Origin of the sequence: Kitasatospora sp. NPDC059827 (assembly GCF_042731675.1) — a bacterium.
Classification (GTDB): domain Bacteria; phylum Actinomycetota; class Actinomycetes; order Streptomycetales; family Streptomycetaceae; genus Kitasatospora.
Genome location: NZ_JBHWIV010000046.1, coordinates 22,702 through 35,836, shown reverse-complemented (window position 1 = coordinate 35,836; position 13,135 = coordinate 22,702). Strand labels below are relative to the sequence as shown.

Below are 13,135 nucleotides of genomic sequence, written 5' to 3'. Positions count from 1 at the left end.
CCGCGCCCGTGGGGGTGGGCGCGGGACCGCGACGGCCGGACGTCAGCCGGCGGCCTTGCCGACGAACTCCGTGGTGTACGTCCTGGCCAGGTCGATCGTCCCTTCCTTGCCCTTGACGTCCGGGTGGAAGGCGGCGAGCACCGCGAGCACGGTCCTGGGCCCGTCGGCGGGCATCACCCCGTCGGTGGTGAACATCGGCAGGGTGGACTTGATGGCCGCCGCGTACTGCTCGGCGCCGCCCTGCGCGTAGTCGGCGGGCATCTTCGCGGCGATCTCCTCGGGGCTGTGGGTGGACATCCACTTGAGGGTCTTGACGAAGGCGTTGGTGAGCTTCTGGGTGGTGTCCTTGTTCTTCTCGACCCACTCGGTGTTCATGTACAGCGAGGAGGACGGGTAGAGCCCGCCGAGCGCCTGGCGCGAGCCCTCGGGGGTGCGCATGTCGTAGAGGATCTTGCCGAGGCCCTTGTCGAGGACGGTGGCGACGGTCGGGTCGGTGGTCATCCCGGCGTCGATGCTGCCCTGCTGGAGGGCGGCGATGAAGGTCTGCCCGGCGCCGACCGCGATCGGGCTGAAGTCGCTGACGGAGGCGCCGTTCTTGACCGCGAGGTACTTGGTGAGGAAGTCGGTGGAGGAGCCGATGCTGGTGACGCCGAGCTTCTTGCCCTTGAAGTCGGCACCGGACTTGATGGCGTCGGCCTGCTTGGCGGAGACCAGTTCGACCTCGCCGGGGGCCTGGGCGAACTGGACCACGGACTCGACGTGCTTGCCCTTGGCCTGGAGGTCGATGGTGTGGTCGTAGAAGCCGACGGCGCCCTGGACGTCGCCGGCCAGCAGCGCGGTGGTGGCGTTGACGCCGGCCGGCTCGGTGAGCAGTTCGACGTTGACGCCGGCCTCGGCGAAGTAGCCGAGCCGCTGGGTGAGCATCGCGGGCAGGTAGATGACCTTGTCCAGGCCACCGACCATGATCTTGACCTTGGGGCCGTCGACCTGCTGCCCGGCCGGGGCCGCGCCGTGGGTCGAGGTGGCGGCGTCGTTGGCGCAGGCGGAGAGCGGGACGAGCAGGGCGGCGGCGAGGACGGCAGTGAGAGCTCTGCGCATCGTGGGGGAACCTCTCGGTACGTACGGGTGGGGGGAGTTCAGCGGCCGTCGCCCGCGTCGGCGGGCTTCCAGCGGAAGAGTCTCTTCTCGGCGAAGGTCAGCAGCCCCTCGGTGAGCAGCGCGACGACGGCGAGGATGGTCATGGCGGCGTACACCCCGGCCGCGTTGAAGGTGCCCTGGGCGGCGGCGACCAGCAGGCCGAGGCCCTTGGTGGCGCCGATGTACTCGCCGACGATCGCGCCGATCAGCGCGAAGCCGAAGCTGACGTGGAGGCTGGTGAAGATCCAGGTGGTGGCGGCGGGGATGACCACCTGGAGGGTGACCTTGCGGTTGTCGGCGCCCAGGATGCGGGCGTTGGCGACCAGGTTGCGGTCGACCTCGCGGGCGCCCTGGAAGGCGTTGAAGAACACCGGGAAGAACACCAGGACCACCGCGGAGGCGACCTTGGAGGCCGGGCCGAGGCCGAACCAGATCAGGAAGATCGGGGCGAGCACGATCCGCGGGATGGCGTTGAGGACCTTGATGTACGGCCCGAACACGTCGGCCAGGAAGCGGATCCGGCCGAGCGCGATGCCCAGCAGCACACCGCCGACCACGCCGATCACCCAGCCGGTGAGGGCCTCGTACAGGGTGTAGCCGATCTGCTCGCCGAGCGAGCCCTGGGCGGTGCCGTGGGTGGTCCACTGCCAGATCTGGTCCCAGATCCTGGACGGCTGGGAGAAGTTGAACGGGTCGATGACCTCGGTGCGGGCGCACACCTCCCACAGGCCGAGGAAGGCGACCAGCACCCCGAGCCGGGCCGCGTAGACGGTCAACTTCCGGTTGCGGGCGGCCCGTTCGCGGGCCTCGGTTCTGGTCGTGGCGGCCGGGGGCTTTCCGGCGGCGGTCGACGCGGTCTCGGACGCGGTCTCAAGCGGCACGACCCGCTCCTCTCTCCCGGGTGATGCGCACCTCTTCGCCGAGCGAGGCCCAGATCTCGCGGTACAGCTCGACGAACCTCGGTTCCAGCCGGACGGCCTCCACGGTGCGCGGTCGTGGCAGGTCGACGGTGAAGACCTCCTTGACGGTGGCCGGGCCGGCCGTCATCACGACGACCCGGTCGGCGAGCGCGATGGCCTCGTCCAGGTCGTGGGTGACGAAGACGACCGACGAGCCGGTGCCGGCCCACAGCTCCAGCAGCTGGTCGGACATCAGGGCGCGGGTCTGCACGTCCAGCGCCGAGAACGGCTCGTCCATCAGCAGGATGGTCGGGTCGTTGACGAAGGTCTGGGCGAGTGCGACGCGCTTGCGCATGCCGCCGGACAGCTGGTGCGGGTAGCGGTCCTCGAAGGCGGCCAGGCCCACCCGGCCCAGCCAGTCCCGGGCCCGCTCCTTCGCCTCGGCGGCGGGCACGCCGCGGAAGCGCGGCCCGGCCATCACGTTGGACAGCACGGTGCGCCAGGGGAAGACGGCGTCCTGCTGGAAGACGAACCCGACCTTGGGGTCGATCCCGCGCACGGGCTCGCCGTACACCCGGACCTCGCCCTCGGTGGGCTCCTCCAGGCCGCTGACCAGGGTCAGCGTGGTGGACTTGCCGCAGCCGGTGGGGCCGACGACGGCGACGAACTCGCCCTGGGCGACGGTCAGATCGAGATCGCGGACGGCGGTGTGCAGCGCACCGGAGGGGGTGCGGAAGCGTTTCGTCGCGCCGGTCAGCTCGATCGCCGGGGTATCGGTCATTCATTCCTCCCGGATCAGTGCTTGCCCCGGAAAGGTAGGAGCGGGCCCGGCCCCGGCGGGAGCCATCTGCGCGTAGTGCGACTTCTCCGCATTGAGGGGTGTTCTGCTCCTTTTGCTTCCGCTACAACTGCGGGGACGCGGGCTGACAGAAACACGTCGGAAACATAGGGTGTCCCGACCCCACCCCTGTCGGCCCCCGTCCCTGTCGGCCCCCACCCCTCAGGACCCCACCTCGCAGAACCCCGCCCCTCAGGACCCCGCCCCTCAGGACCCCGCCCAGCAGGCCCCCACCTGGTGGGTCCCCGCCACACTCAGCCGCCGAGAGGAGGCCCGGATGAAGCTCCCCCACTGGCCCCGCCGGGTCTTCGCCCAGCTCCTGCTGAGCCAGACCGTCGTCACCGTCGGCGTCACCGCCCTGACCGCCGGGCTGTTCCTGGCCCCGGTCAGCAGCGAACTGGACCACGACGCCATGCAGCGGGCGCTGTCCATCGCCCAGGCCACCGCCACCGACGAGACCCTCGCCCGGGCCGCCGACGCCCGCGACGTCGTCACCGCGCAGCGCAACGCCGAGCAGATCCGGCTCGCCACCGGCGCCAGCTTCGTCGTGGTCACCGACCTGGACGGCATCCGCCTCTCGCACACCGACCCGGGCCGGATCGGCCAGCGGGTCAGCACCGACCCCGAGCCGGCACTGGCCGGCCGCAGCGTCACCGCGATCCAGCAGGGCACCCTGGGCCGCACCGCCCGCGGCAAGGTGCCGCTGCGGACGGCGGACGGCCGGATCGTCGGCGAGGTGTCGGTCGGCATCAGCGACGACTCGATCCGCCGCCGGCTGTTGAAGATGCTCACCGGCATCCTGCTGTGCGCCGCCGCCGGCCTGACCGCCGGCACCGTCGCCACCCTGGTGCTGGCCCGCCGGCTCAAGCGCCGCACCCACAACATCGCGCTGGCCGACATCTCCGCCCTGCTGGTCGAGCGCGAGGCGATGCTGCACGGCATCCGCGAGGGCCTGGTCGCGCTGGACGAACGGGGCCGGATCCGGCTGGCCAACGACGAGGCCCTGCGGCTGCTCGACCTGCCCGGGGAGTGCACCGGCCGCCCGATCGCCGCGGTGCTGCCGCCGGGCCGGCTGGCCGACGTGCTGACCGGGCGGATCACCGGCACCGACCTGCCGGCCGTCCGGGACGACCGGGTGCTGGTGGTGAACCGGACGGCCACCGCCGAGGGCGCCGTGGTGACGCTGCGCGACCGCACCGAGCTGGAGTCGCTGGTCCGCGAGCTGGACACCACCCGCAGCCTCACCGAGGCGCTGCGCGCCCAGGACCACGAGCACGCCAACCGGATGCACACCCTGCTCGGCCTGCTCGAACTCGGCCGCCACGAGCAGGCGGTGGCCTTCATCTCGGAGCAGTCCGGCTCGCACGCCGTGGTCGCCGCGCGGATCGCCGAACAGGTGCAGGACCCGCACGTGGCGGCGCTGCTGGCGGGCAAGACGGCGGTGGCCGACGAGCGCGGGGTGCGGTTGGTGCTCGCCCCGGCGGCGCACCTGCCGGACGCGGTGGTGGACGCCCGGGCACTGGTGACGGTGCTCGGCAACCTGATCGACAACGCGGTGGACGCGCTGGTGCCCGGCGGCAGCGGGCGGACGGGCCCGGGCGGGCGGCTGGAGGTGACCCTGGCGGCGGCCGGCTCCACCCTGCTGCTGCAGGTCGCGGACAGCGGCCCGGGCGTGCCGGAGGAGCTGCGCGAGCAGGTCTTCGAGGAGGGGTGGACCAGCAAGGACGCGCCCGCGCACCGTCCGCGCGGGCTGGGCCTGGCGATGGTGCGGCGGCTGGTCGAACGGACCGGCGGCCGGATCGTGCTCGACACCGGCCCGCTCGGCGGCGCCCGGTTCACCGTCGAACTGCCCGAGGCCCTGCTCACCACTCAGCTCGTGGAGGCGTGATGATCGACGTACTCGTGGTGGACGACGACTTCCGGGTCGCGGACGTGCACGCCGCCTACGTGGCCAAGGTGCCGGGCTTCCGGGTCACCGGCACCGCCCACTCGGCCGGAGAGGCGCTGGCCGCGCTGGAGCGCCGCCCGGTCGACCTCCTGCTGCTCGACCACCACCTGCCGGACGAGACCGGCCTGGCGCTGGTCCGCCGGCTGCGGGAACGCCAGGTGACCTGCGACGTGATGATGGTGACCGCCGCCCGGGACGTCTCCACCGTGCACGCCGCGATGCAGCACGGCGCCCTGCAGTACCTGGTCAAGCCGTTCACCTTCGCCGGGCTGCGGGACAAGCTGGTCTCCTACGCCCAGCTGCGGCACGCCCTGGCCGCCCCGGCCCGGGAGGCCGGCCAGGACGAGGTGGACCGGCTGTTCGCCACCCTGCGCAGCGCCGCCGCGCCCGCCGGGACACTGCCCAAGGGCCACTCGGCGCCCACCACCGACCTGGTGCTGGGCGTGCTGCGCCGGGCGGGCCGGCCGCTGTCCGCCCAGGAGGTCGCCGATGCCACCGGGCTGAGCCGCTCGACCGCCCAGCGCTACCTCAAGCAGCTGGAACGGGACAGTCGGCTGCGGCTGACCCTGCGCTACGGCGACACCGGCCGCCCCGAGCACCGCTACGGGCTGGCCGCCCGGGCGTGACCGCCCCCGGACGCCCGACCCGCCAGGGCATAACCGCCCCCGGACGCCCGACCGGCCCGGGTCACGGCGGCTACGCCGCTCCCGCTCCGGTGAGGGCCCGCACCTCCAGCTCGGCGAAGCGGTCCGCGTCGGCCGGTTCGGGAGAGGTGAGCGTCCCGATCCAGCCCGCCAGGAAGCCGAGCGGGATGGAGACGATCCCGGGGTTCTCCAGCGGGAACCAGTGGAAGTCGACGCCGGGGAACAGCGCCACCTTCGAACCGGAGACCACCGGCGAGAAGAACACCAGCACGATCGCCGGGACGAGCCCGCCGTACACCGACCAGACCGCGCCCCGGGCGGTGAACCGCGACCAGAACAGGCTGTACAGCAGCACCGGCAGGTTCGAGGAGGCGGCCACCGCGAAGGCCAGGCCGACCAGGAAGGCGACGTTCAGCTGCTGGGCGTAAAGGCTGATCACGATCGCCACCGCGCCGATCCCGCCGGCCGCGAACCGGGCCACCACCACCTCCTGCTGCTCGCTCGGCTTCTCCTCGGTGCGCTCCGCGCCGCGCCGGCCCGGCCGGCTCCGCCAGGCGCCGGCCCAGATGTCGTGGGCGAAGGCGGCGGAGGAGGCCAGGGTCAGCCCGGCGACCACGGCGAGGATGGTGGCGAAGGCGATCGCCGAGATCAGCGCGAACAGCACCACCCCGCCGGTGCTGCCGTTGCCGCCGCCGAGCACCAGGGCAAGCAGCGGAACGGCGGTGTTCCCGGCCGCGTTGGCGTGCCGCACCTCGGCGGAGCCGACCAGTGCGGTGGCGCCCAGGCCGAGCGCGATGGCCATCAGGTAGAAGCCGCCGACCAGGCCGATCGCCCACATCGTGGAGCGGCGGGCGGCCCGCGCGGTGGGCACCGTGTAGAAGCGGGACAGGATGTGCGGCAGGCCGGCGGTGCCGAGCACCAGGGCCAGGCCGAGGCTGAAGAAGTCCAGTCGGCTGGTGAAGGTGGCGCCGTACTTGAGCCCGGGTTCGAGGTAGCGCTGACCGGCGCCGCTGTGCCGGGCGGCCTGGCGCATCAGCTCGAACAGGTCGCCGTGGAAGCGGGCCACCAGCAGCACGGTGAGCAGCACCGAACCGGCGATCAGCAGGAACGCCTTGACGATCTGGATCCAGGTGGTGGCCCGCATCCCGCCGATGGTGACGTAGACGATCATCAGCGCGCCGACCGCGATGATCGTCCAGGTCCGGGCCTGGGCGCTGTTGGTGCCGAGCAGCAGGGCGACCAGCGAGCCGGCGCCGACCATCTGGGCGACCAGGTAGAGCAGGGTGACCACGACGCTGGCGCCGCCGGCCGCCGCCCGCACCTTGCGGCGGCGCAGCCGCAGCGCGAGCACGTCGGCGAGGGTGTACCGGCCCGCGTTGCGGACGAGTTCGGCGACCAGCATCAGCACGACCAGCCAGGCGACCAGGAAGCCGATGCTGTACAGCACGCCGTCGTAGCCGTACAGGGCGATCAGCCCGGCGACGCCCAGGAAGGAGGCGGCGGACAGGTAGTCGCCGGAGAGCGCGAAGCCGTTCTGCAGCGGGGTGAAGTCGCGCCCGCCGGTGTAGAAGTCCTCGGCGGCGCTGCCCTGGCGGCCGACCCAGAGGGTGATCCCCAGGGTGACCAGGACGATCACGGCGAACAGCACGATCGCCAGGCCGTGGTGCTGGCCGGCCGGGGCGACGGGGGGCGGGGTGGCGGTGGTCAGCACGCCGGTGGTGGCGGTCACCGCAGCTGGTCCTGGGTGTCCCAGCGCAGGCCCAGGGCGGCGCGGTCGCGCTTGGTCCGGGCGTTGCGGGCGTAGAGCCAGGTGAGCAGGAAGGTGGACGCGAACTGGAGCAGGCCCAGCACCCAGGCCACGTTGAGCGGGCCGACCACCGGGCTGCGCATCACGCCGGGCGCGGCGGCCTCGGCGGCGACGTACATCAGGTACCAGCCGAGGAAGGCGCCGCTGGTCGGGAAGACGAACGAGCGGTAGCTGCGGCGGATGTCCTGGAAGGCCGCGCTGGCCTGGACGTTCCGGTAGACCTCGGTGCTGTCGGTGGTGCTCACCGCCGCTGCCGGTGGCTGCGGCACCACGGGCGGTACGGCGGGCGGGACGAGCGGCGGGGCGGCGGCCGGTACCCGTGGCGGTACGGCGGGTGGCGCGACCGGCCGCGCGGCGACGGCCGGGGCGGGCGGCGCGGCCACCGGCTCGGGAGCGGCGGCCGACCGGGCGGCGGCCGGACGGGTGGCAACCGGCTGGCCCGGTACGGCCGTTCGGCGGGGGGTGGCAGTCGGCTCGGACGCAGTGGCGGCGGCCGCCGGAGCGGCCCACCAGTCGAATCGCTGCCCCTGTCCGGGACTGCTGGTCTGCTGCTGTGGCACTGCTGCTCCTGGGCGCGGGCCGGGCGTTCTGACCCCAACCATCATGGAGGCCCCCGGACACCGTCCCTGACCATCGCAGATACGTTCACTCAATGAGGTGATCGATCATCTGACGGACGCTCATCCGACTACTGCTGCGTACCGGTGATTCCGTGCCGGAAGGCGTACGCGACCGCCTGCGCCCGGTCCCGCACCGCCGTCTTGGCGAACAGGTTGTTGATGTGCGTCTTGACCGTCGCCTGGCTGACGAACAGCCGCTGGGCGATCTCCGCGTTGGAGAGCCCCTCGGCGATCAGCGCGAGCACCTCGGCCTCCCGCAGCGTCAACCCGTCCGGCAGCTGACCGCCCCTCCCGCCCGGCGGCACGCCCGGTGCGGCCGATGCCCCGGGCACTCTGACGGGAGCGGCCGGCGCGGTCGGCGCGGTCGACCCGCTCTTCGCCGGCCCCTCCGAAAGCCGCTCCAGCAAGCGGAGTTGGACCTGCGGGGAGAGTCCGGCCGCACCCGAGCGGACGTCCGCGATGGCCTTGGCGATCTCCTCACCGCTGGCGTCCTTGGTGAGGTAGCCGCGCGCCCCGGCCTGCAACGCCGGGAACAGGGACTCGTCGTCGGCGTAGGTGGTGAGCACCACGACCTCGGTCCCCGGGTGGGCGGCCCGGATCCGCCGGGTCGCCTCGACGCCGTCCACCCGCGGCATCCGCAGGTCCATCAGCACCACGTCCGGGTGGTGCCGCTCCACCAGGGTGACGGCCTCCTCCCCGTCCGCCGCCGCGCCGACCACCTCGATGCCGGGCAGCAGGCCCAGCAGCATCACGATGCCCTCGCGCACCACCGTCTGGTCGTCCGCCACCAGCACCCTGATGACCCCGCCGTTCATGCCGGCACCCGCAGCAACACCCGCCACCCTCCGTCCTCCGGGCCCGCCAGCAGGGTGCCGCCGAGCAGTTCCGCGCGTTCGCGCATCCCCAGCAGACCGTACCCGCTGCCGCTCCCGGCCAGTTCGCCGGAGGACGGCTCACCCGTCGACTGGCCGCGCGGCGCCCGGGTGTTGCGCACCTCCAGCTCCACCGCGTCGTCCAGGTAGCGCAGTTCGACCGAGCAGCGGGCGCCCGGCGCGTGCTTGCGGACGTTGGTCACCGCCTCCTGCGCCGTGCGCCGCACCGCGAGCCCGGCCTCGGCGGCCAGCGGCCGGGGCGTACCGGTCACGGTGAGCGGGGCCCGCTCGCGCTCGGCCAGTTCCACCAGGAACTCCCCGACCGGGGTGAACTCCCCGCGCAGCGCGGACAGCGCCTGCCTCGTCTCGACCAGCCCGTCCTGGGCCATCCGCCGTGCGGCCACGACCCGTTCGCGGACCTGCGCACGGTCCGTCCCGGCGTCCAGCATCAGCCGGGCCGCCTCCAGGTGGACCAGCTGCGCGGAGAGGCTGTGGGCCAGCACGTCGTGGATCTCCCGGGCGATCCGGGCCCGTTCGGCGAGCGCCGCGCTCTCCGCCTCGGCGGCCCGGACGGCGCGCTCCTGGACCAGCAGCCGACGGGCGGTGCCGCGGGCCTCGATGTCCAGCCGCAGCAGGAAGCCGACCAGCAGCGACCCTCCGACGGTGGCGGCCACACTGAGCCAACTCGCCGGGGAGGCCGCCGTGTACGAGGCCAGCGCGGCCGCCGCGGTGAGCAGGGCCGGCGCGGGCGGCAGCCGGATCAGGGACGTGACGGCCAGCCCGATCCAGAGGAAGTCGGCCAGCGTGTAGGCCTGCCCCTGGTTGGCGAGCCAGCCGGCGCCGATCAGCACCGCGGCCAGCAGGTACGAGGGGAGGGGGCGCTGTTCCCGGCTGACCCTCAGGTACAGCACGCTGAGGGCGACGGCCGCGACCAGCCCGGCCGCCGCGGCCGCAGCCGCCCAGCCGGCGTACCTGCCGCCGGAGAAGGTCGCCCAGCCGACGACGACCAGCAGGACGGCCCGGCCGAACACGGTGAGGACCCGCCGCGGTCGGCTCTCGGCCTCGCGCTCCAGTCCCTCCCGGGACTGCCAGCGGGTCCAGTACCACCCGGGCAAAGGGGCCTCCTCGGTGCTCACGGCGACGGTTCAGTGCAGCAGGGCGGTCGCCCGCGCGGGCTCCAGCGTCCGGGCCCTCCAGTTGACCACGAGCGAGCGGACCAGCAGCAGGACCGCCATGCCGAGCATCAGCGAGCTGCCCGCCTGGTGGACGCCCAGGGCCGAGCCGGCCGCGTACAGGCCGATCCGGACGACGACCATGCCGCCCCAGGCGGCCAGGGTGGCCTTGGTGCCCTTGACCATGACGTTGCCGTCGGCGGCCCGCCAGACCCGGACGGTCCAGCCCCAGACCGTCCCCATCGCGAGGGTGGTGACCAGCCCGGCGGCGAGCAGGGCGCCCGACAGCGCGGTGTGCTGGTGGTCGATGATCTGGGGGTCGCGCAGCGCGAGCACGCCCAGGATCAGCGGGAGCAGCCAGAAGCGGCGTTCGGTGTCCAGTCGCTGGACGCGCATCTGGCGTCCGACGACCAGAACCACCACCGCGGCGATCACGAGGAGGTTGGCGAGGGATCCCATCGGATTCTCCGTCCCGGGAGAGGCGTGTTGCTGACCTCTCCGACGCTACGGATCCGGCGCTCCCCGCTGATCGGAGCCGGGGTGGACCCCGGGTGGAACCGACGGCGCGGGGGCCCTCCACCCGTGGGTGGAGGGCCCCCGTCGGCCGGCCGCGTCAGGCGTCGATGCGGGAGCGGTCCAGGGTGGCCGCCGAGTCCACGATGAACTCCTTGCGCGGGGCGACGTCGTTGCCCATCAGCAGGTCGAAGATCTTCTCGGCCTGCTCCAGGTCGCCCAGGTTGATCCGGCGCAGGGTGCGGTGGCGCGGGTCCACGGTGGTCTCGGCCAGCTGGTCGGCGTCCATCTCGCCCAGGCCCTTGTACCGCTGCACCGGCTCCTTCCAGCGCTGCCCCTTGCGCTGGAACTCCAGCAGGGTGGAGCGCAGCTCGGCGTCGGAGTAGGTGTAGTGGTACTTCTCCTGGCCGCGCTTGGGGCTGGTGAGCTCGATCCGGTGCAGCGGCGGGACGGCGGCGAAGACCCGGCCCTGCTCGACCATCGGCCGCATGTAGCGGTGGAAGAGGGTCAGCAGCAGGGTGCGGATGTGCGAGCCGTCGACGTCGGCGTCGGCCATGAAGATCACCCGGCCGTAGCGCGCCTGGTCGATGTCGAAGGTGCGGCCCGAGCCGGCCCCTATCACCTGGATGATCGCGGCGCACTCGGCGTTCTTGAGCATGTCGCTCACCGAGGCCTTCTGCACGTTGAGGATCTTGCCGCGGATCGGCAGCAGCGCCTGGAACTCGGAGTTGCGGGCGAGCTTGGCGGTACCGAGCGCGGAGTCGCCCTCGACGATGAACAGTTCGCTGCGGTCGACGTCGTCGCTACGGCAGTCGGCCAGCTTGGCGGGCAGCGAGCTGGTCTCCAGCGCGGTCTTGCGGCGCTGGGCCTCCTTGTGCTGCCGGGCGGCGACCCGGGTGCGGGCGGCCGCGACGACCTTCTCCAGCACGGCCCGGGCCTGCTGCTTCTGGTCCTTCTTGGCCGAGGTGAGGAAGGCCTTGAGCTCCTTGGCGACGACGGACGCGACGATCCGGTTGGCCGCCGAGGTGCCGAGCACCTCCTTGGTCTGGCCCTCGAACTGCGGCTCGGCGAGCCGGACGGTGACCACGGCGGTGAGGCCCTCGGTGGCGTCGTCCTTGGTGATGTCGTCCTCGGCGACGCGCAGCAGCTTGGCGCCGCGCAGCGCCTCGTTGACGGTCTTGGCCAGCGAGCGCTCGAAGCCGGTGACGTGGGTGCCGCCCTTGGGGGTGGCGATGATGTTGACGAAGGAGCGCAGGGTGGTGTCGTACCCGGTGCCCCAGCGCAGCGCGATGTCCACGCCGAGGTGGCGGGTCACCTCGGTCGGGGTCATGTGGCCGAGGTCGTCCAGGACCGGCACGGTCTCCTTGAAGGTGCCCTCGCCCTGTAGCCGCACCACGTCGCTGACCGGCTTGTCGGGGGCCAGGAACTCGCAGAACTCGGCGATGCCGCCGTCGTAGCGGAAGACCGACTCCTCGACCTGCTCGCTCTCGGTGAGCCGCTCGTCACGCACGACGATGGTCAGACCGGGGACGAGGAAGGCCGTCTGCCGGGCGCGGTTGTGCAGGTGCTCCAGGGAGAGCTTGGCGTCCTTGAGGAAGATCTGCCGGTCGGCCCAGTAGCGGATCCGGGTGCCGGTGCGGGTCTTGGGCACCTTGCGGGTCCTGGTGGTGCCGTTGGCGGGCTCGAAGGGCGCGTCCGGGCTGGCCTCGGTGAAGATGCCGGGGGTGCCGCGGCGGAAGCTGATCGCGTGGGTGTGGCCGCTGCGGTCGACCTCGACGTCCAGCCGCGCGGAGAGCGCGTTCACGACCGAGGCGCCGACGCCGTGCAGACCGCCGGAGGCCGCGTAGGAGCCGCCGCCGAACTTGCCGCCGGCGTGCAGCTTGGTCATCACGACCTCGACGCCGGACAGCCCGGTCTTGGGCTCGACGTCCACCGGGATGCCGCGGCCGTTGTCGCGGACCTCCACCGAGGAGTCCGGGTGCAGCAGCACCTCGATCCGGTCGCAGTAGCCGCCCAGCGCCTCGTCCACCGAGTTGTCGATGATCTCCCAGAGGCAGTGCATCAGACCGCGGCTGTCCGTGGAGCCGATGTACATGCCGGGGCGCTTGCGGACGGCCTCCAGGCCTTCCAGGACGAGCAGGTGCCGCGCGGTGTAGTTGGAACCGTCGTCGCCGGCCAGCAGCGCGGACGGCACGGTCGTTTCGGCACTCACGCGGCACTCTCCTCGGTGAAGTTCTGTCTCATCGGTCACATCCGGACGCATCCGGACCAACCGCCAGTGCAGCACGCCGCACCGACAGTCGTCGCTCTGTGTGCTCGCACCCCTGCGACGGGTGCACAGCACGGCGGGCCGGCCCCGCGCAGCTTGTACGCGCTGCGCGAACAAGGACCGCGCCCGGGCTTGGGCCCCGGGGGCGCCATCTCCTCCCGGTACCACCGGTCCTGGCGGATCGTGGGGTCCGGCGCAGGCTCCGGAACTGCCGTTATGCAGGCTACCGGGGCCCGGGACGGGGCTTATGCTCCAACCCGGCAGAGGATTATGCTACGCGGACCTCGACCCCGGTCCCGATCGGACGTTCGAGCGACGGGCGGATCCCGGGATTCGGTACGCATGAACCACCGACGCCCGGGGCACCTCCTCATCAACACAGCAGAATCCTCAGAGAAGAAAAGCCACGAGCGGGA

11 protein-coding genes are annotated in these 13,135 nt (G+C 72.6%); 2 read left to right on the top strand and 9 right to left on the bottom strand.

Annotated elements, in window-relative coordinates; all coding sequences use genetic code 11:
• Positions 1–42: 42 nt before the first annotated feature.
• Genes ACFV8H_RS25990 through ACFV8H_RS25980 form a run of 3 tightly spaced genes read right to left on the bottom strand, consistent with a single transcriptional unit; the run spans position 43 to position 2,817 of the window.
• Positions 43–1,098 (bottom strand): ABC transporter substrate-binding protein, encoded by a 1,056-nt coding sequence (locus tag ACFV8H_RS25990; RefSeq protein WP_380404247.1) that lies wholly within the window; start codon positions 1,096–1,098, stop codon positions 43–45.
• 38 nt (positions 1,099–1,136) lie between these two features.
• Positions 1,137–2,018 (bottom strand): ABC transporter permease, encoded by an 882-nt coding sequence (locus ACFV8H_RS25985; protein WP_380404244.1) that lies wholly within the window; start codon positions 2,016–2,018, stop codon positions 1,137–1,139.
• A complete protein-coding gene (locus ACFV8H_RS25980) occupies positions 2,008–2,817 on the bottom strand; it encodes an ABC transporter ATP-binding protein (RefSeq protein ID WP_375889273.1) in 810 nt (269 codons plus the stop codon). Before ACFV8H_RS25980 ends, ACFV8H_RS25985 begins: the two co-directional genes overlap by 11 nt.
• Positions 2,818–3,151: 334 nt before the next feature.
• On the opposite strand from ACFV8H_RS25980, the gene ACFV8H_RS25975 reads away from it, so the two are divergent.
• On the top strand, positions 3,152–4,762 hold the full coding sequence (locus ACFV8H_RS25975) for an ATP-binding protein (RefSeq protein ID WP_380404241.1): 1,611 nt from the start codon (positions 3,152–3,154) through the stop codon (positions 4,760–4,762).
• Positions 4,762–5,448 carry a response regulator gene (locus ACFV8H_RS25970; protein ID WP_380404239.1) on the top strand — a complete coding sequence of 229 codons (687 nt, stop codon included), beginning with the start codon at positions 4,762–4,764 and terminating at the stop codon, positions 5,446–5,448. Before ACFV8H_RS25975 ends, ACFV8H_RS25970 begins: the two co-directional genes overlap by 1 nt.
• 70 nt (positions 5,449–5,518) lie before the next feature.
• Here ACFV8H_RS25970 and ACFV8H_RS25965 read toward each other — a convergent pair whose 3' ends face one another.
• The 6 genes from ACFV8H_RS25965 to ACFV8H_RS25940 form a co-directional block, all read right to left on the bottom strand.
• Positions 5,519–7,195 (bottom strand): cation acetate symporter, encoded by a 1,677-nt coding sequence (locus ACFV8H_RS25965; RefSeq protein WP_380404236.1) that lies wholly within the window; start codon positions 7,193–7,195, stop codon positions 5,519–5,521.
• Positions 7,192–7,833: a DUF485 domain-containing protein gene (locus tag ACFV8H_RS25960; protein ID WP_380404234.1), complete on the bottom strand. Its 642-nt coding sequence runs from the start codon at positions 7,831–7,833 to the stop codon at positions 7,192–7,194. Before ACFV8H_RS25960 ends, ACFV8H_RS25965 begins: the two co-directional genes overlap by 4 nt.
• A gap of 128 nt (positions 7,834–7,961) precedes the next feature.
• Positions 7,962–8,708 (bottom strand): response regulator, encoded by a 747-nt coding sequence (locus ACFV8H_RS25955; protein ID WP_380404232.1) that lies wholly within the window; start codon positions 8,706–8,708, stop codon positions 7,962–7,964.
• Positions 8,705–9,880, bottom strand: coding sequence for a sensor histidine kinase (locus ACFV8H_RS25950; RefSeq protein ID WP_380404230.1), 1,176 nt, complete (start codon positions 9,878–9,880; stop codon positions 8,705–8,707). Before ACFV8H_RS25950 ends, ACFV8H_RS25955 begins: the two co-directional genes overlap by 4 nt.
• A 30-nt stretch (positions 9,881–9,910) precedes the next feature.
• Positions 9,911–10,396 carry a DUF1453 domain-containing protein gene (locus ACFV8H_RS25945; protein WP_375889290.1) on the bottom strand — a complete coding sequence of 162 codons (486 nt, stop codon included), beginning with the start codon at positions 10,394–10,396 and terminating at the stop codon, positions 9,911–9,913.
• A 154-nt stretch (positions 10,397–10,550) separates the two neighbouring features.
• Positions 10,551–12,662: a type IIA DNA topoisomerase subunit B gene (locus ACFV8H_RS25940; RefSeq protein ID WP_380404227.1), complete on the bottom strand. Its 2,112-nt coding sequence runs from the start codon at positions 12,660–12,662 to the stop codon at positions 10,551–10,553.
• Between the last annotated feature and the right edge of the window lie 473 nt (positions 12,663–13,135).